Origin of the sequence: Dyella acidiphila (assembly GCF_014863405.1) — a bacterium.
Taxonomy (GTDB): domain Bacteria; phylum Pseudomonadota; class Gammaproteobacteria; order Xanthomonadales; family Rhodanobacteraceae; genus Dyella_B; species Dyella_B acidiphila.
Genome location: NZ_JACZZA010000001.1, coordinates 671083 through 695350 on the forward strand (window position 1 = coordinate 671083; position 24268 = coordinate 695350).

At 65.2% G+C, this 24268-nt stretch carries 26 protein-coding genes; 14 read left to right on the forward strand and 12 right to left on the reverse strand.

What is annotated here, in order from left to right; translation table 11 throughout:
* Positions 1–20: 20 nt before the first annotated feature.
* A complete protein-coding gene (locus IGX34_RS03075) occupies positions 21–518 on the forward strand; it encodes a GAF domain-containing protein (RefSeq protein WP_192554182.1) in 498 nt (165 codons plus the stop codon).
* 15 nt (positions 519–533) lie between these two features.
* On the opposite strand, the gene yihA is transcribed toward IGX34_RS03075, so the two are convergent.
* Positions 534–1190 carry a ribosome biogenesis GTP-binding protein YihA/YsxC gene (gene yihA / locus IGX34_RS03080; protein ID WP_192554183.1) on the reverse strand — a complete coding sequence of 219 codons (657 nt, stop codon included), beginning with the start codon at positions 1188–1190 and terminating at the stop codon, positions 534–536.
* 136 nt (positions 1191–1326) lie between these two features.
* Here yihA and IGX34_RS03085 point away from each other — a divergent pair, with 136 nt between their 5' ends.
* From IGX34_RS03085 to IGX34_RS03105, 5 genes are all read left to right on the forward strand, one after another.
* On the forward strand, positions 1327–2148 hold the full coding sequence (locus tag IGX34_RS03085; protein ID WP_192554184.1) for a c-type cytochrome: 822 nt from the start codon (positions 1327–1329) through the stop codon (positions 2146–2148).
* A 57-nt stretch (positions 2149–2205) separates the two neighbouring features.
* Complete coding sequence (locus tag IGX34_RS03090) at positions 2206–3093, forward strand: thiol:disulfide interchange protein DsbA/DsbL (protein WP_192554185.1); 888 nt, start codon at positions 2206–2208, stop codon at positions 3091–3093.
* Positions 3094–3176: 83 nt separating this feature from the next.
* Positions 3177–3836 (forward strand): thiol:disulfide interchange protein DsbA/DsbL, encoded by a 660-nt coding sequence (locus IGX34_RS03095; protein WP_192554186.1) that lies wholly within the window; start codon positions 3177–3179, stop codon positions 3834–3836.
* Positions 3837–3896: 60 nt separating this feature from the next.
* Complete coding sequence (locus IGX34_RS03100) at positions 3897–4676, forward strand: endonuclease/exonuclease/phosphatase family protein (protein ID WP_192554187.1); 780 nt, start codon at positions 3897–3899, stop codon at positions 4674–4676.
* Positions 4673–5056, forward strand: coding sequence for a hypothetical protein (locus tag IGX34_RS03105; protein WP_192554188.1), 384 nt, complete (start codon positions 4673–4675; stop codon positions 5054–5056). Before IGX34_RS03100 ends, IGX34_RS03105 begins: the two co-directional genes overlap by 4 nt.
* Here IGX34_RS03105 and IGX34_RS03110 read toward each other — a convergent pair.
* Positions 5006–6604 (reverse strand): glycoside hydrolase family 17 protein, encoded by a 1599-nt coding sequence (locus IGX34_RS03110; protein ID WP_192554189.1) that lies wholly within the window; start codon positions 6602–6604, stop codon positions 5006–5008. The genes IGX34_RS03105 and IGX34_RS03110 overlap by 51 nt on opposite strands.
* Positions 6605–6768: 164 nt before the next feature.
* Here IGX34_RS03110 and IGX34_RS03115 point away from each other — a divergent pair, with 164 nt between their 5' ends.
* Genes IGX34_RS03115 through IGX34_RS03130 form a run of 4 tightly spaced genes read left to right on the forward strand, consistent with a single transcriptional unit; the run spans position 6769 to position 13349 of the window.
* Positions 6769–8871 carry a transglycosylase SLT domain-containing protein gene (locus IGX34_RS03115; RefSeq protein WP_192554190.1) on the forward strand — a complete coding sequence of 701 codons (2103 nt, stop codon included), beginning with the start codon at positions 6769–6771 and terminating at the stop codon, positions 8869–8871.
* Between the two features lie 17 nt (positions 8872–8888).
* Positions 8889–9833, forward strand: a complete 945-nt coding sequence (locus IGX34_RS03120) for a complex I NDUFA9 subunit family protein (RefSeq protein WP_192554191.1) — start codon at positions 8889–8891, stop codon at positions 9831–9833.
* Between the two features lie 46 nt (positions 9834–9879).
* The gene (locus IGX34_RS03125; protein ID WP_192554192.1) at positions 9880–11109 is read left to right on the forward strand and encodes a multifunctional CCA addition/repair protein; all 1230 of its coding nucleotides are present in this window, start codon (positions 9880–9882) and stop codon (positions 11107–11109) included.
* A gap of 56 nt (positions 11110–11165) precedes the next feature.
* On the forward strand, positions 11166–13349 hold the full coding sequence (locus tag IGX34_RS03130; protein WP_192554193.1) for a sulfatase-like hydrolase/transferase: 2184 nt from the start codon (positions 11166–11168) through the stop codon (positions 13347–13349).
* A 113-nt stretch (positions 13350–13462) separates the two neighbouring features.
* On the opposite strand, the gene IGX34_RS03135 is transcribed toward IGX34_RS03130, so the two are convergent.
* Genes IGX34_RS03135 through IGX34_RS03155 form a run of 5 tightly spaced genes read right to left on the reverse strand, consistent with a single transcriptional unit; the run spans position 13463 to position 16842 of the window.
* Positions 13463–14665 (reverse strand): class I SAM-dependent methyltransferase, encoded by a 1203-nt coding sequence (locus IGX34_RS03135; RefSeq protein WP_192554194.1) that lies wholly within the window; start codon positions 14663–14665, stop codon positions 13463–13465.
* Between the two features lie 4 nt (positions 14666–14669).
* On the reverse strand, positions 14670–15425 hold the full coding sequence (gene tatC, locus IGX34_RS03140; RefSeq protein WP_192554195.1) for a twin-arginine translocase subunit TatC: 756 nt from the start codon (positions 15423–15425) through the stop codon (positions 14670–14672).
* Entirely contained in the window at positions 15412–15822 is a 411-nt protein-coding gene (gene tatB, locus IGX34_RS03145; protein WP_192554196.1) for a Sec-independent protein translocase protein TatB, read from the reverse strand. Before tatB ends, tatC begins: the two co-directional genes overlap by 14 nt.
* 18 nt (positions 15823–15840) lie before the next feature.
* Positions 15841–16083: a Sec-independent protein translocase subunit TatA gene (tatA, locus tag IGX34_RS03150; RefSeq protein WP_192554197.1), complete on the reverse strand. Its 243-nt coding sequence runs from the start codon at positions 16081–16083 to the stop codon at positions 15841–15843.
* A gap of 60 nt (positions 16084–16143) precedes the next feature.
* Complete coding sequence (locus tag IGX34_RS03155; RefSeq protein WP_192554198.1) at positions 16144–16842, reverse strand: lipid-binding SYLF domain-containing protein; 699 nt, start codon at positions 16840–16842, stop codon at positions 16144–16146.
* Between the two features lie 112 nt (positions 16843–16954).
* Here IGX34_RS03155 and hemH point away from each other — a divergent pair, with 112 nt between their 5' ends.
* Genes hemH through IGX34_RS21980 form a run of 3 tightly spaced genes read left to right on the forward strand, consistent with a single transcriptional unit; the run spans position 16955 to position 18856 of the window.
* Complete coding sequence (gene hemH, locus IGX34_RS03160; protein WP_192554199.1) at positions 16955–17980, forward strand: ferrochelatase; 1026 nt, start codon at positions 16955–16957, stop codon at positions 17978–17980.
* Positions 17981–17999: 19 nt separating this feature from the next.
* A complete protein-coding gene (locus tag IGX34_RS21975; RefSeq protein ID WP_338015401.1) occupies positions 18000–18374 on the forward strand; it encodes an alpha/beta fold hydrolase in 375 nt (124 codons plus the stop codon).
* A complete protein-coding gene (locus tag IGX34_RS21980; protein WP_225737158.1) occupies positions 18329–18856 on the forward strand; it encodes an alpha/beta fold hydrolase in 528 nt (175 codons plus the stop codon). The genes IGX34_RS21975 and IGX34_RS21980 overlap by 46 nt, the downstream gene beginning before the upstream one ends.
* Positions 18857–18871: 15 nt before the next feature.
* On the opposite strand, the gene IGX34_RS03170 is transcribed toward IGX34_RS21980, so the two are convergent.
* The 5 genes from IGX34_RS03170 to IGX34_RS03190 are packed head-to-tail and all read right to left on the reverse strand — an operon-like array spanning position 18872 to position 23194.
* Entirely contained in the window at positions 18872–20047 is a 1176-nt protein-coding gene (locus IGX34_RS03170; protein ID WP_192554200.1) for an ABC transporter permease, read from the reverse strand.
* Positions 20044–20778 (reverse strand): ABC transporter ATP-binding protein, encoded by a 735-nt coding sequence (locus IGX34_RS03175; protein ID WP_192554201.1) that lies wholly within the window; start codon positions 20776–20778, stop codon positions 20044–20046. Before IGX34_RS03175 ends, IGX34_RS03170 begins: the two co-directional genes overlap by 4 nt.
* Positions 20775–22328 (reverse strand): alpha/beta fold hydrolase, encoded by a 1554-nt coding sequence (locus IGX34_RS03180; RefSeq protein ID WP_225737159.1) that lies wholly within the window; start codon positions 22326–22328, stop codon positions 20775–20777. Before IGX34_RS03180 ends, IGX34_RS03175 begins: the two co-directional genes overlap by 4 nt.
* Before the next feature lie 20 nt (positions 22329–22348).
* Positions 22349–22546 (reverse strand): helix-turn-helix transcriptional regulator, encoded by a 198-nt coding sequence (locus IGX34_RS03185; protein ID WP_192554203.1) that lies wholly within the window; start codon positions 22544–22546, stop codon positions 22349–22351.
* Positions 22547–22594: 48 nt separating this feature from the next.
* A complete protein-coding gene (locus tag IGX34_RS03190) occupies positions 22595–23194 on the reverse strand; it encodes a hypothetical protein (RefSeq protein ID WP_192554204.1) in 600 nt (199 codons plus the stop codon).
* A 475-nt stretch (positions 23195–23669) separates the two neighbouring features.
* Here IGX34_RS03190 and IGX34_RS03195 point away from each other — a divergent pair, with 475 nt between their 5' ends.
* The gene (locus IGX34_RS03195) at positions 23670–24230 is read left to right on the forward strand and encodes a fimbrial protein (RefSeq protein ID WP_192554205.1); all 561 of its coding nucleotides are present in this window, start codon (positions 23670–23672) and stop codon (positions 24228–24230) included.
* Positions 24231–24268: the final 38 nt, after the last annotated feature.

Here is a 24268-nt window from a genome sequence, read left to right on the forward strand (position 1 = left end):
TGCAAATCGGATCGCCCGCCATGTTCGAGATCAAGACCGCCTCCGCCGGCAGCAAGCATGAGCTCTACGCCGACCTGGTCCAGCAGGCCGAGGGCATACTGGCCGACGAGCCGGACCTGATCGCCAACGCGGCGAATTTTTCCGCCCTGCTGTTCCACAGCCTGCCGGATCTGAACTGGGCCGGCTTCTATCTGTATGACGGCACCGAGCTGGTGGTCGGTCCGTTCCAGGGCAAGCCGGCGTGCATTCGTATCGCGCTGGGCCGCGGCGTATGCGGCACTGCAGCGCAAACGCGTGAAACGCAGGTGATCCGCGACGTGCACAGCTTCGATGGGCACATCGCCTGCGATGCGGCCTCGCAATCGGAAATCGTGGTGCCGTTGGTCAAGGCCGATGGCAGCCTGCTGGGCGTATGGGACGTGGACAGCCCGTCGGTGGCGCGCTTCGACGAGGAAGACCGCGCCGGCATGGAAGCCTTGTGCGAGGTGTTCATGCGCGCGGTGAACGCGCACGCCTGAGCACGCGCCGGGCGGCTAGCGCTCGGCCATGTTCTTGGTGCGGATGTTGCCTTCCAGCAGCCGCATTACCGCGGCGCGGGCATCCTCCACCCCGGTGCCGTCGGCGGATGAAAAAACCTGCGCCGTGGCCGGCGTGCCCACCGGCAGTTCCTTGCGCAGTGCGGCAAGAGACTGGCTGGCCTGGTTCCGCGACAATTTGTCCGCTTTCGTCAGCAGTACGTGGCAGGCAAGCTCGGTATCCAGGCAGAACTCGAGCATCATCCGATCAAATTCTTTCAGGGGATGGCGAATATCCACGATCAGCACCACGCCGCGCAGGCTGCGCCGCTGGTGCAGATAGCGATCAATCTCGTGCCGCCAGTGCTCGCGCAGGGCTTCGGGCACCTTGGCATAGCCGTAGCCGGGCAGGTCGATCAGGCGCGCCTCCAGTGCAGGCAGCGCTTCGCCGTGCACGATCGGCGGCAGCGAGAACGCCACCATCTGTTGCGTGCGCCCCGGCGTCTTGGAGGTGCGCGCCAGCCCTTTGTGGCCGGTCAGCGCATTGAGCGCGCTGGACTTGCCTGCATTGGAACGGCCGGCGAATGCAACTTCCGCCCCTTCGTCGGCCGGCAGCTGATTGATGCGGTGGGCGGCGAGCACAAATTGCGCGCCTTGCAACGGATTGGAACTCATGCGTCGTGGTTTGACCGGTTAGGATGGCGTGGTGATAATTCGGGAGCTCTGATCAGAGTATCCCAAGGTTCTGCCAATCACGGTCGCTGAGGGTGCGTACCGAACATTCGTAGCAGTATTTCCTGGAGGCAAGTGTATGAGTTTTCGGCTCGCCGGTACTCGGCCCGCTGTCGTGAATGCAGTCGCCCTGGTTCTTGCTCTCTCTGCCGGCGTGGTTCTTGCGCAGAACACCAAAGCTCCGGCGGCGCCCAAAGCGGCCGCCCCTGCCTCCGCCTCCACGGCCGCCAACCCTGCTGTCGCCAGCAGCAGCGCGCCGGCCGCGGGGGCACCTGCGGCGGCCGCCGCCGATGACCACGTCATGGCCGCCACCAAGCCGGGCGACGCCACCGCCGGCCAGGCCAAGGCCGCCGCCTGCGGCGCCTGCCACGGCATGGATGGCAACTCCAGCGACGCGCAGTATCCGAAGCTGGCCGGTCAGCACGAAATGTACATTGCGCACCAGCTGCACAACTTCAAATCGGGCGCACGCCAGAACCCGGTGATGCTGGGCATGGCCACCCCGCTGGCCGACCAGGACATGCGCGACATCGGCGCCTACTTCGCCAGCAAGCGCTCGCTGCCGGGCGTGGCCGACCAGGCGCTGGTCGACCGTGGCCAGAAGCTGTACCGCCAGGGCGATCCGGAGCGCGGCATTCCCGCCTGCATGGCGTGCCACGCCATCGACGGTCGCGGCAACCCGGGCGCGATGTATCCGCAGCTCACCAGCCAGCACGCCCAGTACGTGGAAGCCAAGCTCAAGGATTTCCACGATGGCGTCAGCTGGGGCAGCGAGCCGCATGCGCAGATCATGCCGACCATCGCCAAGAAGCTCGATCAACAGGACATTGCCGCGCTGGCCAGCTACATCGAAGGCCTGCACGTCGCCGACAACAACGCCTCTGTGTCTGCATCGCCGTAACTTCTGGCCGGTCATGTTGTCCAAGGCTCTCTCGCTTTTCCCCTCCTGAGGCCAGCCATGCTGAAGCGTCTGACTTTCCTTTGTACGGCCCTGCTCGCGCTCAGCGCCTGCAGCCATAACGGCTCCGACAACAACGCCGCCCAGCCGGCGGCACCGGCGCCTGCCCAGACCTCAGCTCCGGCCGCCCCGGCCACGGCCGCCACGCCGGCACCGGCATCCACCGCAGCAGCGACCCCGGCAGCCGCCGGCACCGCAGCCGCACCTGCCGCGGCCGGCACCAGCGCGGCCGCCCAGAAGCCCGCCGCGCCGGCCACGCCCTTCGTCGACGACGGCAAGTGGGTGGAAGGCAAGAACTACTTCACCATCGACCCGGCCCAGCCGACCACCGACCCGAACAAGATCGTGGTGACCGAGGCGTTCTCCTACGCCTGCCCTGCCTGCAACGCCTTCCACACCACCGCCGACCAGCTGGCCCAGGCGCTGCCGGCCAATGCCGAGATGACCTATCTGCCGGTGTCGTTCCGTCCGGACGAGAACTTCCCGCTGTTCCAGCGCGCCTATTTCGCCGCCAAGGCGCTGGGCGTGGCGGAAAAGACCCAGGACGCCATGTTCGATGCCGTGTGGAAAACCGGCGAACTGGCTTCCGACGACCTGACCACCGGCCGTCCCAAGCCGCAGTCGGCGTGGCCGACGCTGGACGACGTGGCCAAGTTCTACGCCAAGTACGGCGTGGATCCGAAGGAATTTGTGGCGGTGGCCAACTCCTTCAGCATCAACACCCAGATGAAGCGCGCCGATGACATGGTGAAGGCCTATGCCGTCGACGGCACGCCCACCATCATCGTCAATGGCAAGTACCGCTATACCCCGGGCAGTGCCGGCGGATACCCGCAGGCGATCGAACTGGCCAAATGGCTCGTCGCCAAGGAAGCCGCCGGGAAATAACCCGCTTCCGCCAGCGCCCGGTTCGCCGGGCGCTTTAGTTTTGCAGACCCCACTAACGCCGATACGCCCCAGGCACAACGACCATGTTCAAGCTCCCCTCTTTCCGTTCCGCCGCCTTGCTGTGCGGCCTGCTGCTGGCCAGCGCCTGCACCGCTGCCGGTACCGACTCGGCCCAGGCCCCGTTCACCGACGGCAACGAATACGTGACCCTGCCCGCGCCGTACCAGCGCGTCAGCAACAGCGGCAAAGTGGAAGTGGTGGAGGTGTTCTCCTACGCCTGCATCCATTGCGCCGAGTTCTCGCCCTACGTCGACCAGCTGCGCAAGGAGCTGCCCGCAGGCGTGGAGTTCAAGCTGGTGCCGGCACCGTTCAACGACAGCTGGGTGCCGTTTGCACGCGGCTACTACGCGGCCAAGAAGATGGGCGTGCTCGATCGCACGCACGATCTGCTGTTCGACAAGAAGTTCAAGGACCAGTACCCGATCAACTCGATGGATGAAATCGCCAGTTTCTACGCCAGCCAGGGCGTGAATCGCGAGCAGTTCCTGAAGATCGCCACCTCGCCGGAAATCGATGCGCAGATCAAGAAGGATCTCGCCCTGATCCAGGCCTGGGGCGTGGACGGCACGCCGACCATCGTGGTCGACGGCAAGTACCGCAGCAACAACATCAAGGATTTCCCGCAGCTCGTCGCCCTCACCAAGTGGCTGGCTCAGCAGGAATTGAACGCCAAGGGCAAGTAAGCGCAAAGCGTCGGTGTCGTTCATATGAACGACACCGCAAAACATGTAACGTTCGCCCCCATGACCCGCGCCCCTGCCAAGCAACGGCTGCGCCTGTTGAGCTGCAACATCCTGGCGGGCGCCAGCGTGCAGCGTTACCGGCAGTACGTGACACGCAGCATCAATGCAGTGCTGCCCGGACGCAGCAAGCTCGAGAACCTCGACCGCCTGGCCGAACTGCTGCCGCAGTTCGACGTCATCGGCCTGCAGGAAGCCGATGCCGGCAGCCTGCGTTCGGGCTTCCTCAACCAGACGCGCTATCTGGCCGAGACCTCCGGCATGCCGTACTGGAGCCACCAGCCCAACCGCCCGCTGGCGCAGCTTTCACATACCGCCAACGGACTGATCAGCCGGCTTGAGCCGCAGGTGGTGATCGATTATCCGCTGCCCAGCCGCATTCCCGGCCGCGGCGCGCTGCTGGCACGTTTCGGCGCCGACGCCAACGGGCTGGCGGTGATGATTGCGCATCTTTCGCTGAGTGCGCAGGCGCGTGCCAAGCAGCTCGGCTTCATTGCCGAAGTACTGCAGGATCATCCGCATGCCGTGCTGATGGGCGATCTCAACACCGACGCGCACAGCCCGGAAATGCAACATCTATTCGAACGCTGCAGCCTGCAGCCGCCGGTGCATCCCGTGCTAACGTTTCCCAGCTGGAAACCCAAGCGCGCGCTGGACCATATCCTGGTTTCACCGGAAATCCATATCGAAAAGGTGTGGACGCTTCCGCAGGCCTTCTCCGATCACCTTGCGCTCGCTGCGGAAATCCAGTTGCCCGCCGCTTCCCACAGATCAACGCGATGACCGCAAAACGACTGACTCCCACCATCCTGCCCTGGCTGCTGATCGCCCTGATCGGACTGCTCAGCGCGTGGCTGCGCTACGGCTTTGTCGAACAGGCAGCCATGGCGCACTTGTGCGACGACGTCCACAAGCCCGCATCGTGCGGCGTGCGTACGTTTATCGTGTTTGGCTTCAACACCTATGGCTTCGGCATTGTCGCGCTGGTGGCGACCGCGCTGGCGCTGCTGTTCAAAAAGACCTTCGTTGCCTGGCTGGCGGCAGCGCTGGGCATGTTCGCGCTGATCCTGTACTGCTATTACGCCGGTGCGGTGGCGCTGCTGATCGGTTGCCTACGCCTGCTGCGTCTTCAGATAAACCGCATGGCAGCGCCAGGCAATTAGTACCGGCACGGCGATCGCCAGGTTCACACCCAGCCATAGCCACGCCACCTTGCTCATGCCCATTTCGGCCACTACCGGCACGATCGCCAGCAGCACGCCCGCAGAGGCCATGAAACGCTGCTCCGCCGAAGGCATCGCCTGCTCGTGCGTAAGCAAGCCGAACACGGCGTAGGCGACGCACGGCAGCAGGAACAAACCCATCGGGAAATCCAGATAGCGTCCGTCGAACGCCATCAGGATGTCGTACAGCACCAGTGCAAACAGCGATCCGAAGCGCCACCACGTAGCGGGTTCGGAATGATCGCGATGATCGGCCAATTGCGAGGCGATCCGCCGCATCAGCGCCGCCGCGACGCATAGCGCACCGAGCAGGCAGGCGGACGACAACAGCCAGTCCGCCCAGCCGGTACAGGCATAACTCATCTGGCGCAGCTGCCACGCCGCCGACGTACCCGCTGCAAAGCCGCCCAGCAACAATGCGAGCCAGCCCTTCGCGCCGCGCCACTGGCGTGCGCGCATGCCGGCCAACACAAACAGCACCGCGCCGATCGCCCCGGCCAACCAGCCCAGCCACCAGCGCGGCTCCTCGGTTACCGGTCCGCGCATCGGGAATTTCGGCCGCGCCTGCGAATCGAAAATGCCCCAGTAGCCGCCAACCGTGCCTTCCTGCGCACGCTTCCATGGCTGGTCGAAGGCTTCGATCACGTTGTAAGGCATGTTCACGGTAGCGGCGTAGCGCAGGAAATCGCGCAGATACAACGCCTCGTCCACGATGCTGGGTTCGGCCGAACGACGCAGCCGTCCGGCACTGGGCCAGCCGGTTTCGCCGATCATCAGTTGCTTGCCGGGAAATACTTTCTGCATGCGCGCATAGACGTCTTCCACGTGCTGCACGGCATCTACCGTCTTTACCGGGTTGTCTTCCCAGTACGGCAGAATGTGGATGGTGACGTAGTCCACCACCTGGGCCATCTGCGGATATTTCAGCCAGCGCTCCCACACATCGGCATACGTCACCGGAATGGATTTGGGCGTGGCCGCGCGCACGGTCTGGATGTATTCGGTCAGCCGCTTGGGCGACAACTCGCCGCGCAGCAATACCTCGTTGCCGACGATGATGCCGCGGATCGCGCCCGGATTGGCGTTGGCGGTGGCGATGCCCTGGGCCACTTCGTTGGCGTTGTATTTTTCGACGCTGCTGAGCCAGATGCCCATCAGCACCTGCATGTGATAGCGCGCGGCGATCGCCGGCACGGCGCTCAGGCCATTGCTTTGCGAATACGTGCGCACGCAGTCGAAGCGCTTGGACAGCGCACGCAGGTCTTCGTCGATGCGTTCCGGCGTCATCACGAAGTGAATGTCGTAGGGCGTTTCGCCAAGCTTGCGGAACGGTGCATACGAGACGCAGGCGATCCGGTCCGACGGCGCATCCGGCAACACCACCGGCCTGCCGATGTTCCACCACCAGAACGCGCCGGCCAACGGCGCCAGTACCAGCACCAGCCAGGCGAGTCCGTAGTGGGCGATGTTCTTGGATGCTGGCAGCATGCGGATTGCTTCAATGCAAATGACCGGAACGCGCAAGCTTAGCAGCCTGCCCGTAGTCGATACTCTCACTCATTCTGCACGGCGTCGCGGCGAAACTAACGGATTGTTCAGGGCGATCCGAAGCCATCGATTACACTTCGCCCGGATTGCCCGCAGGAGTTTCCATGGCCCCGCACGCCGTAACGCGCCTAGGCCGCCGTCTGCTGACCGTGTTTGCCGGCTGGATGCTGGTCGGCGCGGCGACTGCCCAGACCGCCGCCGACACCGCCGCCCTCGAATCGCAACGCGCCGCGTTCAAGCAAGCCTATGCGGCAGCCAGCCAGGGCGGCGACAGCTGGCGCGCACTGGCCACCGGCCTGCACGACTACCCGATCTATCCCTATCTGCAGGCAGCCGCGCTCGAGCACGATATCCAGCTGATCGACCGTCCCACGGTCGAAGCCTATCTGCGTCAATATCCGGACCTGATACCGAGCGACGATCTGCGCCGTCATTTCCTGCAGGAGCTGGCGCGGCGGCAAGATTGGGACAATTTCCAGGCGATGTATCAGCCCGGCCTCGGCGACACGCTGACCTGCGATGCCTTGCAGGCCAAGCTGGCCGGAAGCGCCCCGCTGGACTTCAACAAGGATCTGGCCACCCTGTGGACCGAACCCACCCTGCCGTCCGCCTGCGACCCCGTGCTGCAGGCTGCGCACGATCAGGGCCTGCTGACGCAGGAACGCTTGTGGGCGCGGATCGATATCGCCGCCGATGCCGGCAAGGGCAGCAGCATTTCCGCGCTGCTGAAGTGGCTGTCCCCGGACGACGCCCAGGTTGCGCAGCGGCTGGCGCAGGCACTGAACGATCCTGCCTCGGCCGCCGCTGCCGCTCCCAGCTGGCCCAATACCACCCGTTCCAGGCAGGCGGCGACGCTGGCGCTGGTGCGGCTTGCGCGGCGCCAGTCGATTGCCGCGGACGCAGCCTGGCAGAAGTTGCAGGGGCAATTTGCGTTCACGCCCACGCAGCGCGACAGCATTCTCAATGCGCTGGCGCTGTTCCACGCCACCGACTACGACAGCGACGCGCTGGCGCGCCTGATCAACCTGCCACCGTCTGCGCAGACCGATATCAGCCGCGAATGGCGCGTACGCGTTGCGCTGGCCGAGCAGAACTGGACTGCAGTGATGGCCGCGCTCGATGCGCTGTCGCCCACGCAGCAGCAAAATGACGAGTGGCTGTATTTCCGTGCGCGTGCCCTGAGCGAACTGGGTCGCTCGAGCGAAGCGCAGACCGCCTACGCGGCAGCCGCGCAGCAATCCAGTTACTTCGGCTATCTCGCCGCCGATCATCAAGGCTCGCCTTACGCGTTATGCGTGCGGCAGCCGGCGGTGGACCAGCAAGGCGAGCAGGCGGTGCTGGCGATCCCGGGCATGCAGCGCGCCCTGGAATTGTTTGCCGTGGGCCTGCTCAAGCAGGCGCGGCGCGAGTGGACCCAGGCGCTGGCCAATGCGGATCCCGCAACGCTGCGCCAGGCGGTGAACATCGCCTATGCGCGCGGCTGGTACGACCGCGCCATCTTCACCTTCAACAACGGTCCGGCACTCAGCTTCTACACGCTGCGCTTCCCGCTGGTGCCGCAGGACGGCATGGTCGCGCAGGCCGAGCAGGCCGGCATCGATCCGGCCTGGGCTTACGGCATCCTGCGCCAGGAAAGCGCCTGGGTGAGCGACGCGCAGTCGGGCGCCAACGCCCGTGGCCTGATGCAGCTGGTGCCTGCCACCGCGGCCGATGTGGCGCGCCGCAACGGCCTACCCTGGAGCGGCGGCGACAGCTTGTACGACCCCGCCGTCAACATCCAGCTGGGCACGCGCTACCTGGCCCAGATGGCCGGGCGTTTCAACGGCGCCCCTTGGCTGGCCAGCGCCGCCTACAACGCCGGCGCGGCACGCGTAGGGCAATGGCTGGACGCGCGCTCCAGCCTGCCGCCCGACCTGTTCGTGGCCAGCATGCCGTTCAAGGAAACCCGCGAATACGTGGCACGCGTGATGTACTACAGCGCGATCTATGATTGGCGCCTGCACGGCAGTGCCGCCCCGATCTCCACCCGCATGACGCCGATCGGCCAGCCGTATAGCCGTCCAGATGCAAACATTGCACGCAAGGACATGACCTGCCCGGCACCGCCGCCCGCCGCTGCATCATCGGTACCGGCCGTAGCGGCGTCGGTACCCGCCAGGGCTGCGGCATCCTCCAGCACCAAGGCCGCAGCGGAACCGGCACACTGACTCGAAGGGCTTCCGGCATGACAGCCAAGCGCATCGTGATACTCGGCGGAACCGGTTTCGTCGGCAGCTATCTGGTGCCGCGGCTGGCGGCGGACGGCCATCGCCTGGTGCTGCTTTCGCGCAATCGCGAAGCGCACCGCGAGCTGGCGGTACTACCCGGCGTGAGTGTGCGCAGCGCGGACGTCTACGACGATGCCGTGCTGCGCGCGCAGCTGGAAGGCGCCGATGCGGTGGTCAATCTGATCGGCATCCTCAATCCGCAGGGGCGCCATACCTTCCAGCGCGTATATATCGACCTGACCCGACGGCTGATCGATGCCTGCAAGGCCAGTGGCGTAAACCGCCTGCACCAGATGAGCTCGCTGAAGGCCGGCCAGGGACTCTCGCGCTATCTCAAGACACGCGGCGAAGCGGAGACCTTGCTCAAGGCATCTTCGCTGGACTGGACGCTCTATCAGCCCAGCGTGATCTTCGGCGTGGGCGATGGTTTGGTGACGCGCTTCGCCGCCCTGCTGCGCAAGCTGCCGGTGCTGCCGCTGGCACGCGCCGGCTCGCGCATGGCGCCCACCTACGCCGGCGACGTTGCCGAAGCACTGGCCCGCTGCATCGCGGACGACAGGCGGTCGAGCCGGCGCAGTTTCGAACTGTACGGTCCGCAGGTGCTGACCCTGGGCGAGATCGTGGCCGCGATCCGCACCGCCGCCGGTCTGCGCAGCATGATTCTGCCGCTGCCCGACAGCCTTGGCCGGCTGCAGGCACACGTGGCCGGCCTGCTGCCCGGCAAGCCATTTTCGCCCGACAATTTTCTTTCGCTGCGCACCGATTCGGTCGGCAAAGTGGACGGCTATGCCGCGCTCGGCATCGTGCCGCAACCCTTTACGCCGTGGCTGCCGCGGCTGATCCACGGGCCGCCGCGCCAGCGGCGCCTGGACGCGGCGCGCCAGGCCTTCCGCCGCCACTGACCCGGCCGCGCAAGGCGCGTGCAGCCTGGCGTGGCAAAATGCAGCGATGCGCACTTATCTGGTTGGCGGCGCCGTCCGCGACAAATTGCTCGAACGGCCAGTGGTCGATCGTGACCACGTGGTGGTCGGCGCGTGTCCCGAGGAGATGCTTGCGCGGGGCTACAAACCGGTCGGCAAGGATTTTCCGGTGTTCCTGCATCCGCAGTCCGGCGAGGAGTACGCGCTGGCGCGCACCGAGCGCAAGACCGGGCATGGCTATCACGGCTTTGCCTTCCATGCCGATCCCGCGGTAACCCTGGAGCAGGATCTGGCCCGGCGCGATCTCACCATCAACGCCATCGCCGAGGACGAGCACGGCAATCTGGTCGACCCCTATGGCGGCGTGCGTGACGTGGAGCAGCGCGTGCTGCGGCATGTATCGCCCGCATTCGTGGAAGATCCCGTGCGCCTGTTGCGCGTGGCGCGCTTCGCCGCGCGTTTCGCACCGCTCGGCTTCAGCGTGGCCGAGGAAACCATGTCGCTGCTGCAACAGATGGTGCGCGAGGGCGAAGTCGATCATCTGGTGCCCGAGCGCGTCTGGGCGGAAACGCGCAAGGCGCTGGGCGAAGCGCAGCCTTCGGCGTTCCTGCGCGTATTGCGCGAGGCGGGCGCGCTGGCCGTGCTATTCCCCGAAGTGAATGCGCTGTACGGCATTCCACAGCGCGCGGAATACCACCCGGAAATCGACACCGGCATACACCTGGAAATGACCCTGGACGCCGCCGCGCAGCTCGCCCCCGGCAACGACCTGGTCGGCTTTTGCGCCTTCACCCACGACCTGGGCAAGGCGCTCACGCCAGCCGCGGAACTGCCCAGCCACCGCGGCCACGAGCACCGCGGCGTGCAACCGCTGCGCGCACTGGCCACGCGGCTGAAAGTGCCTACCGAATATGCCGCCCTGGCCGAACTGGTGTGCCGCGAGCACCTCAACGCGCACCGCGCACTGGAACTGCGCCCGGCCACGGTATTGAAGCTGCTCATCGCCCTGGATGCCCTGCGCCGGCCGGAACGGCTGCAAACCTTCCTGCTGGCCTGCATGGCCGACAAGCGCGGCCGGCTCGGCCAGGCGCAGAGCGACTACCCTCAGGCGGATTGGCTGCAGCGGGCGCGCGAGGCGGCCGCGGCCATTACCGCCGCGCCCTTTGTCGCCCAGGGGCTGCTGGGTCCGGCCGTGGGGGCCGCGATGGAAAAGGCCAGGGTCCAGGCCATAGCCGAAATGAAACTTTGTAACACTTAATCCTTCGGCGTATAAAGCACCGATTGTTTGATTGCCGCCCCTGACCGGAGCACGCCGTGTCGTTGACCTTTTCCTCCCATGCCTCGCTGCGCGAACGTTTTCGGCCCCTCTGGTGGCTCGGCATCGTCTATGTCGTGCTGGGTGCCCTGACCCGTATCGCGCTGCTGGTGATGACCGGCAAGGGCGTGCCGCACGACCCGCTGGACTGGCTGTTCGCCTTCGGCGTGGGGCTGTGCTCGGACCTGATCGCGCTGCTGTACGTGGCCTGGCCGCTGCTGCTGTTCCTGTGGATCGTGCCCTCGCGCCGGCCGCTGATTTCCAGCGGCAAGCAATGGGCCCTGTATGTGCTGCTGCTGGCGGTGCTTTACGCGCTGACCCTGTTCGGGCTGCATCTGGCCATCCATGCCGCCATCGCCGATGTCTGGCCGGTGCTGCTGGTATTCCTGTTCTTCCTACCGATGCCGGCGCTCGCCTATGGCGCGCGCAGCGGCCAGCGCGGACTGTATGTGCTGTGCCTGCTGCTGCTGTTCGGCCTGATGTTCGTCGCCGCCTCCGAGCTGGTGTTCTGGAACGAGTTCGGCGTGCGCTTCAACTTCATCGCGGTGGATTACCTGGTCTACACCACCGAAGTGGTGGACAACATCCGCGAGTCCTACCCGATCGGCCGCTGGCTGAGCCTGCTGGCCATCGTGGCCATTGCGGTGCTGCTGCTCTCGCGCGGCGCATTGCGCACGCGCGATCAGGGCACGCGCTTCGCCCAGCGCAGCAAGGTGGTGGCGGTGTGGTTCGCGCTGACCGTGGTGTCGCTGTTTGCGGTCAACAGCTCCACCAAGGACCTCACCAGCAATACCTATGTCAACGAGCTGGCCGGCAACGGCATCTACCAGTTTTTCGCCGCCTTCCGCAGCAGCCACCTGGATTACGACCGCTTCTACCGCACGCTGCCGCTCGATCAGGCCTTCGCGCGCGTACATAGCCAGTTGCAGACGCCCGACGCCACCTATGTCAGCAACGATCCGCAGGACCTTACCCGCGAGATCCGGCACGCCGGCCCCGAGCAGCATCTGAACGTGGTGCTGATCAGCGTGGAAAGTCTTTCTGCCGATTTCCTCAAGACCTTCGGCTCCAGCCACGGCGATATCACGCCGAACCTGGATGCGCTGGTCGGACAAAGCCTGTTCTTCGATCACATGTACGCCAACGGCACGCGCACCGTGCGCGGCCTGGAAGCGCTGTCGATGTCGATCCCGCCCACGCCGGGCGATTCCATCCTCAAGCAGGCGCATAACGAAGACTTGCTGTCGCTGGGCCGGATCTTCGACCAGCACGGCTACGTGTCGCAGTTCGTGTACGGCGGCTACGGCTACTTCGACAACATGAATTATTTCTTCAGCCACAGCGGCTACCAGATCGTCGATCGCAGCTCCATTCCCAAGGACATGCCGATCCACGGCCAGAATGTCTGGGGTGTTGCCGACGAAGATCTCTACACGCTGGCGCTCAGCCAGATGGACGCCATCCATGCGCAGGGCAAGCCGTTCTTCCTGCACATCATGACCACCTCCAACCATCGCCCCTTCACCTTCCCGGCCGGGCGCGTCAGCCAGCGCAACGGTACGCGCGAGGGCGCCATTGCCTATACCGACTGGTCGATCGTCGACTTCATCAAGCGCGCGCAGGCCAAGCCCTATTTCGATGACACCGTGTTCGTGATCACGGCCGACCATTGCGCCTCCAGCGCCGGCCGCAGCAGCGTGCCGATCGATCGCTACCACATCCCGCTATGGATCTACGCACCCAAGCACTTCCCGCCGCAGCGCATCGAGACGCAGATGGGGCAGATCGATATTCCCACCACCCTGCTCGGCCTGCTCAATTTCAGCTACCGCAGCCGTTTCTTCGGCCATGACGTGTTCCACCTGTCGCCCGGCCAGGAGCATGCCTTCCCCGCCACTTATGAAAAGCTGGGCTACCTGCATGGCAAGGTGCTGAGCATTCTCGAGCCGCAGCGCAAGGTGGAGCAGGTCAATCCCGATTTCGATACCGGTGATGCCACGCCGGTGGCGAGCATCAATCAGGATGATCTGGACAACGCCACTGCCGACTATCAGGTGGCCAGCTATATGTTCAAGCACGGCATGCTGACGCGTCAGGCATCCGATGCAACGCCGGTGGTCTCCGCGCCGGCGCCGGCCAGCTCCGTGCCTGCGGCGGCGAGCACGGCGGGCGCTGCGCATTAGCGCGAACGGCCCTCGGCCATCGCCTTTTTGCGGTCATTCCTGCGGAAGCGGGAATGACCGCCAGGAAGCAACCTGCCGATACCGCCAGCTTGGCCGCAGCGCTTAAAAGCCGATCAGAGCCTGCCGCCCTGATCAGCCGCCAGCAATTCAGCCGGTAGCGGCAACGCAGGCAGCCCCTTGGCAAACAGCATGGCCTGGAAACGTTCGCCCATCTGATCGGGCAGCGTCAGCTTGCGCACCTGCTGCGCAAGGCGCAGGCGTGCCGTGTCGTCGGCGTGTTCATAAGCCTGCTCGAACACCTGCTGCAGTCCCGCTGCAATCAGGAATTGCGCCTGCGGCAGATAGGCCGCCACACCGAAGCCGGCGCTGTTGCCGGCCTCGGCCAGCGCGGTGAAATCGACCGAGGCGGTGAGATCGTTCAGGCCAGGCAGATAGAACGGATCGCTGTGCGCGCGATGACGATAGTGCGCCATCAAGGTACCGTCCTGGCGCTCCGGCAGATAAAACTCGCGCCGCACGTAGCCGTAGTCGACGAACAGCATCAGCCCAGCTTCGAGCGAGCCGGCGATCGCCTGGATCCAGTACGGCAGCTGCGGCAGGATTTCCGAGCGATAGCCATCTTCGAATTCGCGCTGCAGATCGCGCTCGACATGGCGCACCGCGCCCGATACCAGCGCATCGGCCGGGCGATCGACCCGCAACAGCCGAGCCTCTCCATCGAGCGCGACATGCTCTTCGCACACCTCGCCATGGCGCAGCACGAAGCGCGTGGTCGGCAGCGCATCGATCACTTCATTGGCGAACAGCACGCCGTGCCAGTTTTGTTCGGGCGGACGATCGATCCACACTACCCGCGCCGCCAGTTCCGACGGCAATGCCGCCGCCATGCGTTCGCGCTGTCGCTCGCGCAGATCGGCGCTGGGTTCGAGGATCAGATAGCGGCGCGGCAACACGCCGCTTTCGGCAAACGCGCGCAGCGCCGCTTCCGCAAACGCTCCGCTGCCGCCGCCCAGCTCGAGGAAATCGGCATCGCCGCCCAGCAGGGCCATGCTCGGCTGCACGCAATGCACGACGCAACGCGCGAACAGCTCGCCGAGTTCCGGCGCGGTAATGAAATCGCCGGCCTCGCCGAACTTGGTCTTGCCGGCGCTGTAGTAGCCCAGGCCCGGCGCATACAGGCAGCGCTCCATGTATTGCGAGAACGGCATCGGGCCGCGTGCGGCAATCTGTTCGCGCAGATGCTGCAGCAGTTGCTCGGAATGCGCGCGTTCGTCCGCGGAAGGTTCCGGCAGGCGGGAAGTCTTGGCTGGATTCATCGGATCAGGCTGAGGTTGCAGCGGCCGCCGGCTTCAGTAGCCAGCGCACGGCCAGCACGCCCAGTTCGTAGAGCAGGCACATCGGAATGGCCAGCATGATCATCGAGGTGATATCCGGCGGCGTCACCACCGCGGCGATCGCGAACGCGCCCACCATCGCGTAGCGGCGGCCCTTGCGCAGCTTGTCCAGGTCGACGATGCCTACCGCGGCAAGAATCACCACCGCCACCGGCACTTCGAAGCACAGGCCGAAGGCGAAGAACATCAGCGTCACGAAATCCAGGTAATGGGTGATGTCGGTCATCATCTCCACGCCCTGCGGCGTTACCGCCGTAAGAAAGCGGAACGCGGCCGGCAGCACCAGGAAATAGGCGAACGCGCAGCCGATATAGAACAGCACCATCGCGGCGATCAGCAGCGGCCGCGCCAGCCGCTTCTCATGCTTGTACAAGCCAGGACTGACGAACGCCCACAGCTGGTACAGCACCACCGGCATGCTGATAAACAAGGCGGTATACGCCGCCAGCTTCAGCGGCGTAACGAACGGACTGGCCACTTCGGTAGCGATCAAATGCGCGCCTTGCGGCAGGCGCGATACCAGCGGCTCGGCCAGCAAGGCGTACAGGCGATTGGCGAACGGCACCAGCGCCGCCAGCACGATCACCACCGCCACGATCGCCTTGATCAGGCGCGTGCGCAATTCCAGCAAATGCGAAAACAGCCCCTGTTCCAGCTCTGCTTCGGGTTCAGACGCTGCCATGCGTGGGTTCCTTCGGCGCGTCTGTCGGTGCATCGACCGACACGGTGGCCGGCACGGCAGCCGGCACGACATCTTTCTTCACTTCGTCGACGGTCTCACGCACTTCGTTGCGCACCTCGGTAGCCGCCGACGTCATCTGCTCGCGGGTGTCGCGCGCGGTCTTGTTCATCTCGGTCTGCATGGCTTCGGCGCGGGCCGCCGCCTCGCGCGCGGTGCGCTTGAGTTCTTCGATTTCCAGTTCGCGCTCGACCTCGGCGCGCACGCTATCCCAGCCGGAGCGCAGGCGGCGCATCAGGGCGCCGGCCGTGCGTGCGGCTTGGGGCAGTTTTTCGGGGCCAAGCACGATCAGCGCGATCAGCGCCAGCAACACCAGCTTGCCGAGGCTGATCTCAATCACGGTGCCATTCCTGTCCGGTTATTTCGATTCGCTGGAATCGCGCTGCTGCTGATTGGCCTGGGTGCCGGCCGGCGGCGGATCGGCCTGCAGCTTTTCCTGTGCCTTGCGCTTTTCTTCATCCTCGTCGCCCTGCATGGCTTTCTTGAAGCCACGCACGGCATTGCCGAGATCGGAGCCCACCCGGGTCAGCTTGCCGGTGCCGAACACCAGCAAAATGATCACCAACAGGATCGCCCAATGCCAAATGCTGTCCAAACCCATGAGAACCTCGTTGCGGATTGCGCCGTCTGCGGCCGCGGGAAGCGGCCGCCGGCTTCCGGATCAATGTGAAGTGTACTCCTCCAGGGCGTCGCGGAAGGCGACGACCGGCGCAGGAACGTTGTTCACGCCCCCCTCGAAAATGCGCCGCGGCGTGATGCCCTGGCCGTAGACCGCCTTATTGGCGTCGTAATCGATCTTCATCACCGAACCGTCCAGCGCGACGCCCGCAAACAGGCCGCGCGCGCGGGAATAGGAATAGATCTCCGCCTTCAGCTGCTGGTCAGTGGCGGCCGACGCGGTGCGGCCGACCGGGCCGGCGGCAGCGGAGGCATCGGCGCCGATCGTAAATTTGCCGTTGACGATCGAATCGACACCACGCTGCGTACGGAACACCAGGATCACGTCGGTCTTGGACACGCCGGCCTGGAAGCCGAAGCTGCCGCCGCCCAGCACCACGAAGCTGGGATTGGACCAGGTGCCGTCGGGATTCTTCACCGAAATCAGGCCCTCGCCGCGGCGGCCGCCGAACACGAAGCCGACCTTCAGCACATCCGGCACCACCGCGATCGCCTTGGCATCCCGCAGCAGATCGCCGGGGATGGATTTGTCCGGCGCCTGCTCGATTTCGTTGAGCACGCGCACCGCACTCTGTGCGCGCACCAGCGGGGAATCGTCATCGGCATGCACGGCAGCGACCGGCAGCAACAGCGCCAGGGCCAGGGCCAGGAGCGAAAAACGACGCAGCGATGCTTTGAACATGGGCAGCTCCGGATTAGTCAAAAGGTGGCCAGCGTTTGGCGGACTGCATCATACCGGTGCAGTGCGCGGCGCTTATGGCAGACTTCGCGGGCTTACCGCCGCGGCCGCCACAATGCCTCCCAGCCACTATACCGGTCTTGCCGGCCAATCCCATGACCAACCCGCAAAGGCTGGCGTACTGCTGGTGAACCTGGGCACACCGGAAGCCCCTACGGCGGCGGCGTTGCGTCCGTATCTGGCGGAATTTCTGGGCGATCCGCGGGTGATCGAGTATCCGCGCTGGCTGTGGTGGCTGATCCTGCACGGGGTGATCCTGCGCATCCGGCCGGCGCGTTCCGCGCATGCCTATGCACGCGTCTGGACTGCAGCGGGATCGCCGCTGCGCGTCGGTTCCGAGCAGCTTGCCCAGGCCCTGCAGCAGCAACTGCCGGAGGCCCGGGTGGCGCTGGCCATGCGCTATGGCCGGCCGTCCATCCGCAGCACGATCGAGCAGATGCAGCGCGAAGGCGTGCGGCGCCTGCTGGTGCTGCCGCTGTATCCGCAGTATTCGGGCACTTCCACCGGCTCGGTGATCGATGCGCTGGCCGATACCTTCAGGCAACTGCGCTGGCCGCCGGAACTGCGCATCGTCAACGACTATCACGACGACCCGGGCCATATCGAAGCACTGGCGCGCTCGATCGAGCAGTGGTGGGCCGCCCATGGCCGCGGCGAAAAATTGCTGCTGTCGTTCCACGGCATTCCGCAGCGCTATGTCGATGCAGGCGATCCGTATTTCCGCCACTGCCAAACCACCGCGCAGAAACTTGGCGCGCGGCTCGGCCTGGATCCCACGCAGCTGATAGTGAGCTTCCAGTCGCGCGTCGGCCGCGAACCCTGGCTGCAGCCGTACACCGACATCACCGTGCAGCAACTGGCCAGCGAGGGCGTAAAGCGGCTCGACGTCGCCTGTCCCGGCTTTGCCGTGGACTGCCTGGAAACGCTGGAGGAAATCGCCATGCAGAACCGCGATTTCTTCACCGCCGCCGGCGGCGAAACGCTGCGCTATATACCCGCGCTCAACGACAGCGCGGAACAGGTCGCCAGTCTGGCGGCATTGATCCGGCGGCATGCACAAGGCTGGCCGGAATTCTCCTGACGCCCATGTGGATCTGCGCGTGACTCTCCCGACCGAACAACGCATCACGCTGTCCCACCACCTCACGCTCACCGCGCAAAGCTGGGGCGCATCCGATGCGCCGCCGCTGCTGACCCTGCACGGCTGGCTGGACAATGCCGGCAGCTACGCGTTCCTGGCGCCCTTGCTGGCCGAACGCTGGCGCGTGATCGCACTGGAATTGCCCGGCCATGGCCACTCCAGCCATCTGCCGGCCGGCATCAACTATCACTACGTCGATTACGTCAGCGCCGTGCTGGCCGCCGCCGACGCCTTGCAACTGGAGCGCTATACCTTGCTCGGCCACTCGCTCGGCGCAGGCATCGCCTCATGGTGGCGGCGGCGAAACCGCAAAGCATCGAGCAGCTGTATCTGATCGAAGGCCTGGGACCGCTGGGCGATGACGGCTCGCACACCCTGCAGCGTTATCGCGATGCCTTTGCCGCGGCCGGCACCAGCGGCAAAGCGCTGCGCGTATTCGAAAACATCGATCAGGCAGTCAGTGCGCGCGTACAGGCCAGCGGCCTGCGCGCGGAGCTGGCACGCCCGATCGTGGAACGCGGCCTCAGCAAAGTCGAAGGCGGCTACCGCTGGCGCAGCGATCCGCGATTGACCCGGCCCAGCGCGGTGCGCCTGGCGGAAAGCCAGATCCATGCGCTGCTGCCCGGCATCGAGGCGCCCACTGCACTGCTGTTGTCGCAGCCGCAGACGCCTTACCTGCCCTCCGCCACGATGCAGCAGCGTGCCGCACTGCTGGCAAATATCACCATGACGCATATGGACGGCGGCCACCACCTGCATCTGGAACATCCGCAGGCAGTGGCCGATTGGCTGTTCGCACACAGCCGCCGGCCCTGACGGCCGGCCCGGCGCTCAGGCCGAGATCGCCAGGCGTTCCGTGCTGTACACCCGCGCCGTCAGCAAGGTGGCGAGCAGTGCCACGATCAGCCCGGAAATCACGCAGGTGGCAATCTCCTGCGCGCTCAGCTGACCGCCGCGCAGAAGTTGCGTAATGCCCACCTGCTGGCCGAGCAAGGGCACCGCATACATCCACTCGGCCACCTTCACCGGCATCACGCTCAGCAGGATCGACGGCAGCGCCGGCACCAGCATCAGCATCGACAGATAGGTCTGCGCTTCGCGATAACTCTTGGCAAATGCCGCCACCAGGGTCTGCAGGGATGCCAGCAGAATCACCAGCGGCAACATGATCAGCAGCACCTGGCCGGCGAACGACGGACCGAGGTTGATCACCATGCCCAGCTTCTCCGCAGGAATCAGCCGGCCGCATATGCCGAAACCGGTCACGCCGATCAACAGGCTGGTCAGCGAGAACGCACAGATCGCCGCCAGTTTGCCCAGCAGTACTTTCCAGCGTGGCACCGGATTGGCGAACAAGGGCTCCAGCGACTGCCGCTCACGCTCGCCGGCGGTAAGGTCGATGGCCAGATACATGCCACCCATGAAGACGGTGAGCACGAAGAAGTACGGCAGGATGGCGAACATCTGTCCCGCACGCGACTGCGGCGTGGACTGGTCGCGCTCGTCGAGCGTCACCGGCGCCATCAATGTCGGCGCCAAGCCGCGCGCCACCAGTCGCATCGCGCCCTGGCGACGGATATACGCATCGAGCATATGCCGCACGCGCTCCACCGAACTGCCGGCATCGCGCTGCGAGGAATCGTAGATCAGCTCCACCTGCGACGCTTCACCCTTGCGCCAGGATGTACCGAAATCGGCCGGAATGCGCAGCACCACCTCGGCGCCCTGATTGCGCACCGCCTCTTCCGGATCGGCAATGGCCGGCTGCGGCAACAGGCCCTGCTGCTTGAGTGCGGCGATCATGTTCGGCGCGTACTCGGCGCCGATCACCGGTACCTTGATCGGCTGATCGGCCTTGTTGAGTTCGCGCGTGAGTACGGTATTCATGATCAGCACGAAGATCACCGGACCGATCAGCGGCCCATACAGCAGCGCGCTGGTGATGGTGCGCCGGTCGCGCAGGTTTTCCTTCACTTCCTTGAGGAAGACGGTCAGCGTGGTTTTCATGCTGCGAGTCCCTCTTCGCTACCGATGATCTTCACGAACGCATCCTCCAGATTGGCTTCGCCGGTTTGCGCGCGCAGCGCGTCCGGCGTTTCGTCCGCGACCACGCGGCCGTGCGCGATCACCACGATGCGATCACACAGCGCCGCCACCTCTTGCATGATGTGGCTGGAGAACAGCACGCAGCGCCCTTCCTGCTTCAAATGCTGCATGAATTGGCGCAGGCCGCGCGTAGCCATCACGTCGAGGCCGTTGGTCGGCTCGTCCAGAATCACGTTCTTCGGATCGTGCACCAGCGCGCGCGCAATCGCCGTCTTCACGCGCTGGCCCTGCGAAAAGCCCTCGGTGCGGCGATCCGCGATATCGGCCATGTCCAGCGCCTTGATCAGCTGTTCGCGGCGCGTGCGCGCCAGCGTGTCGTCCAGCCCCTGCAGGCGCGCGAAATAATCGATGTTTTCGCGCGCGGTCAGGCGCTTGTACAAGCCACGTGCGTCAGGCAGCACGCCTAGCCGGCGACGCACCGCCAGGGCATCTTGCTTAGCATCGATGCCATCGATCAGCACCTGTCCGCGATCCGGATTCATCAGCGTGTACAGCATGCGCAAGGTGGTGGTCTTGCCGGCGCCGTTGGGCCCGAGCAGACCGGTGATTTCGCCGTCGCGCGCCTGGAAGCTGACACCGTCGACGGCCTTCACCGTGCCGAAATGCTTGTGCAGATCCTTGACCTCGATCATGGCGAAGCTCCGTTGAAATCGATGAATGCCGGGGTCGGGCCGAGCTGGTCCAGGCAGTTCGCATCCAGCTGTTTCGGCTCGGGCTTGTCGATGAATTTGCCCAGCACTTGCGGCATGCAGCCACGGCCGAGCAGGGAATGCCCCTGGCCTTTGAACAGCAGCTGCCGCCCGTTGCTCAGGCCGGCCAGAATGGTCTGGCCGTAGCGCGGCGGCGTTACCGGATCCAGCTCGCCGGACAAGATCAGGATCGGCTTGTCACTCTTCAGCGGCGTATGAAAATCCGCCGGCCGGCTGCCGTGCGGCCACACATCGCACTCCGCCTTGATCGAATCGATCAGGTGATTGCCGAGCATCGCATTCTGGTCCTGCGGGCGCGGCTGCAGCAGATCGGCATCCTCGCTGCACATCACGCTCATCGACATACCGCTGTTCATATCGCCACCGAGGTCGCTGCTGAGCAATTTGGATTGCCCCAGCAATGGACCGACATCGCCATGTGCGGCCGCATCGATCGATAGGGGCAGCAACGCCGCCGTCTCCGGCTGATAGGCGAACATGCGCACCAGGCCGGCCAGCGAGAACTCGCTGAGCGGACGTTCCACCGTCTGGTAGGTCTGCGGATCGCGGAAGCTGACCTTGTGCGGATTGGCGCGCAGCGCATCGCGCAGCTGATACAGCGTCTGCATCGAATCACCGAAGCGCTGCTTGCAGGCCGGCACCGCCGTACACGCGGCGAAATCCTTGGTCAGCGCGCTGTCGAGATTGCCGGCCATGTCCTCGCCCAACACCACCTCGTTGGGCACGGCCGAATCGAGCACCACGCTGCGCACACTGTCGGGATAGCGGCGCAAGTATTGCTGGGCCATGCGCGTGCCGTAGGAAACGCCGACCAGATCGAACTGCGGCGAGCCCAGCGCCTTGCGCACATCTTCCAGATCCTGCGCGGCGATGGTGGTGGTGTAGTAGCGCGGATCGGCCTTCTGCTTCACTTCCGCCAGGCAAGCAGCAACATCCTTGCGCACTTCATCCAGGTTCAAGGTGAAAGGCGAGCTGTCGTCCGCATTGGCTTTCTCCACATCCTTGCAGCTGAGCGGATTGGAGCCGCCGGTGCCGCGCTGGTCGAGCAACACCACGTCGTGATGCTTGCGCACTTCGTCGAACTCGGGCGCGGCCACCACCCAGCCCTCGGTCGCGGCTTCGCCCGGACCGCCTGCCAGCAGTACCACCATGTCCGGATCGGGCACCTGCGCATCGCTGCGCGCGATCGCCAGTTTCAGGCCGATGCGGCGACTGTGCGGATCGTCGCGATTCTCCGGCACTTCAAAGGTGGTGCACCAGGCGCCGGCTGTCGCGCCGCTGCCGGGACGCCCCAGCTCGCACGGCTTGAAAGTGAACGAGCCGCGCTGCCAGCTGCGCGCCACTGTCGGTGTGGTGTGTGCCGGCGCTGGTGTCAGCACCGGTGCTTCCTGTGCGGCCGCGGCTGGCTGCTGGTTGCGCTCGTACTGGTACGCCATCGCCCCGAGGGCGGCCACGGCGATGGCTATGCGCATGACGGTTCTAGGCTGCATCCCTACGCTTCTCCAGGTATGAAGATCATTTCGATCGACATGCCGAACAGGCGTGCGATCTTGAAAGCCAGCGGCAGGCTTGGGTCGTACTTGCCCGTCTCGATGGCATTGACGGTTTGCCGCGAAACATCGAGCTGCTGGGCCAGATCGGCCTGTGACCAGCCGCGTTCGCCGCGCAGTTCACGTACAAGATTGTTCATGGGGTTGGGCACTGTGCGGCGAGTGACGCGTCGTCGTGCATACGCAGATCAGTCACGCTGCCGCTGCCGGCGCCAGCGGATGAAAGCCGTCGCCAGGCCTGCCCCCGCGATGCCGCCCGCGGTGCCGTAGACGAAGCCGAGGCGATAGCTGTCCAGCGCCGGCGGATAGAGCCAGATCACCGCAATCACCACCACGCCCAGCAGCGCAAAGCGCAGGTAGTACCAGCTGCTGGCTTCCTCGCTGCACCAGGATCGCTCGCCGTAGCGGCGCAGCACGTACCAGCGCGCAAGGCTGTAGCTCCACATGATCACGGGGAACACCCAGATCAGTACCGTGCCGTCCAGCTGCACCACCTTGGCCATGCTGAGGAAGCCGCCGATCAGACCCAGCACGCTGGTGACCGCGGCCGCCACGCCCAGCGCCGCCAGATGGGTGCGCTGCTCGAATTCGTCGCTGGCGCGGATCCGCCGCGCCAGCAGGAAGATCAGGTAGATCACCGGCAGCGCCGGGGCGAGCGCCCCCAGCAGCTTCAGGCCGAAGGCCATCGGCGCGCGCAGCAACGGCCACACGAACAGGATCAGCGCGCAGTACACCAGCATCGCCCACAGCGTCTGGGCCTCGTATTGCTTTTGCGTAAAGCGTGTCATGCCACCCCCCTCCTTCCCCGTGTGCGGCATTCCGCCGCGGCCCGATGCGACCGCGCGCGACCATGGATCGATGCTACCCCTGCACGCATGTAAAGCGTGCTTGACAGAAAGGCTAGGCCCTCCCGTCTTTCATGTCAAGCACGCTTTACAAAACGGGGTTTGGCCTACCTGCCGAGACAGCTACCGGACCCAGAGCGTCACATTTGGACGGGGCATCCAGCCCTCTTTGTGACCCAAATCACGGAATTTTCTGATGGGCGACGGGGGAGTTCTTAAGTCACCGTGACGGAAGTGTAGGAATTCGGGCCAGTCCGATGGAAAATGTGATGTGGATCACTCTTTGGCCCGATTGTTGCTCAGCAGACCATGCAAGGCGTGGGCCTGCCCGTGAGGGGGCGGGGTAACGCGCCCGGCCCACGCAAGCGATTCACTCACCGCTGCACCTGACATACACACGTAACTCAAGGAAAACGCAATGAAAAAGACCATTATCACTGCCGCGTTGCTGACCGCCTTCGGCGTGGCAGCTCTCGCGCCGCTGGCGGCCAGCGCCACCGACGGCACGATCACCATCAACGGCAAGATCTCCTCGTCCACCTGCACCATCAACGGCAACGGCAGCGGCAGCTCCTCGTTCACCGTGACCCTGCCGACCGTGGCCGCCAGCGCCCTGGCCAGCACCGGTGCCGTGGCCGGTGACACGCCGTTCTCGCTCGTGCTGAGCGGCTGCACCTTCTCCGCTTCCGGTACCGTCAGCACCTACTTCGAGCCGGGCGCCAACGTCCTGGCCGACGGCAACCTGAAGAACAACGGCTCGGCCACCGGCGTCGAAGTGCAGCTGCTGAACAGCGGTAACACGGCCATCGCTCTGGGCTCGGCTTCCGGTTCGCAGAATGCCAGCACCGCCGCCGTGACCACGTCCAGCACGGGCGCCACGCTGAACTACTTCGCGCAGTACGTCGTGCCCGCCAGCTCCACCAAGGCTGTGGCCGGTAGCGTCACCACCACGGTGAACTACGACATCACCTATCCGTAAGCAAGCACCACCCCGTCGTGGCCGGCCTAGCCGGCCAC

Coding starts and splice junctions, on each gene's coding strand:
- tatA (WP_192554197.1), bottom strand. CDS start 16,083: ATGGGTTTGGACAGCATTTGGCATTGGGCGATCCTGTTGGTGATCATT.
- IGX34_RS03105 (WP_192554188.1), top strand. CDS start 4,673: ATGACCGCAAAACGACTGACTCCCACCATCCTGCCCTGGCTGCTGATC.
- IGX34_RS03085 (WP_192554184.1), top strand. CDS start 1,327: ATGAGTTTTCGGCTCGCCGGTACTCGGCCCGCTGTCGTGAATGCAGTC.
- IGX34_RS03180 (WP_225737159.1), bottom strand. CDS start 22,328: ATGCGCATAGCCATCGCCGTGGCCGCCCTCGGGGCGATGGCGTACCAG.
- IGX34_RS03175 (WP_192554201.1), bottom strand. CDS start 20,778: ATGATCGAGGTCAAGGATCTGCACAAGCATTTCGGCACGGTGAAGGCC.
- IGX34_RS03185 (WP_192554203.1), bottom strand. CDS start 22,546: ATGAACAATCTTGTACGTGAACTGCGCGGCGAACGCGGCTGGTCACAG.
- IGX34_RS03115 (WP_192554190.1), top strand. CDS start 6,769: ATGGCCCCGCACGCCGTAACGCGCCTAGGCCGCCGTCTGCTGACCGTG.
- IGX34_RS03075 (WP_192554182.1), top strand. CDS start 21: ATGTTCGAGATCAAGACCGCCTCCGCCGGCAGCAAGCATGAGCTCTAC.
- IGX34_RS21980 (WP_225737158.1), top strand. CDS start 18,329: ATGGTGGCGGCGGCGAAACCGCAAAGCATCGAGCAGCTGTATCTGATC.
- IGX34_RS03155 (WP_192554198.1), bottom strand. CDS start 16,842: ATGTTCAAAGCATCGCTGCGTCGTTTTTCGCTCCTGGCCCTGGCCCTG.
- IGX34_RS03120 (WP_192554191.1), top strand. CDS start 8,889: ATGACAGCCAAGCGCATCGTGATACTCGGCGGAACCGGTTTCGTCGGC.
- IGX34_RS03135 (WP_192554194.1), bottom strand. CDS start 14,665: ATGAATCCAGCCAAGACTTCCCGCCTGCCGGAACCTTCCGCGGACGAA.
- tatC (WP_192554195.1), bottom strand. CDS start 15,425: ATGGCAGCGTCTGAACCCGAAGCAGAGCTGGAACAGGGGCTGTTTTCG.
- IGX34_RS03190 (WP_192554204.1), bottom strand. CDS start 23,194: ATGACACGCTTTACGCAAAAGCAATACGAGGCCCAGACGCTGTGGGCG.
- IGX34_RS03100 (WP_192554187.1), top strand. CDS start 3,897: ATGACCCGCGCCCCTGCCAAGCAACGGCTGCGCCTGTTGAGCTGCAAC.
- IGX34_RS03170 (WP_192554200.1), bottom strand. CDS start 20,047: ATGAAAACCACGCTGACCGTCTTCCTCAAGGAAGTGAAGGAAAACCTG.
- IGX34_RS03110 (WP_192554189.1), bottom strand. CDS start 6,604: ATGCTGCCAGCATCCAAGAACATCGCCCACTACGGACTCGCCTGGCTG.
- IGX34_RS03195 (WP_192554205.1), top strand. CDS start 23,670: ATGAAAAAGACCATTATCACTGCCGCGTTGCTGACCGCCTTCGGCGTG.
- yihA (WP_192554183.1), bottom strand. CDS start 1,190: ATGAGTTCCAATCCGTTGCAAGGCGCGCAATTTGTGCTCGCCGCCCAC.
- IGX34_RS03095 (WP_192554186.1), top strand. CDS start 3,177: ATGTTCAAGCTCCCCTCTTTCCGTTCCGCCGCCTTGCTGTGCGGCCTG.
- IGX34_RS03125 (WP_192554192.1), top strand. CDS start 9,880: ATGCGCACTTATCTGGTTGGCGGCGCCGTCCGCGACAAATTGCTCGAA.
- hemH (WP_192554199.1), top strand. CDS start 16,955: ATGCCTCCCAGCCACTATACCGGTCTTGCCGGCCAATCCCATGACCAA.
- IGX34_RS03090 (WP_192554185.1), top strand. CDS start 2,206: ATGCTGAAGCGTCTGACTTTCCTTTGTACGGCCCTGCTCGCGCTCAGC.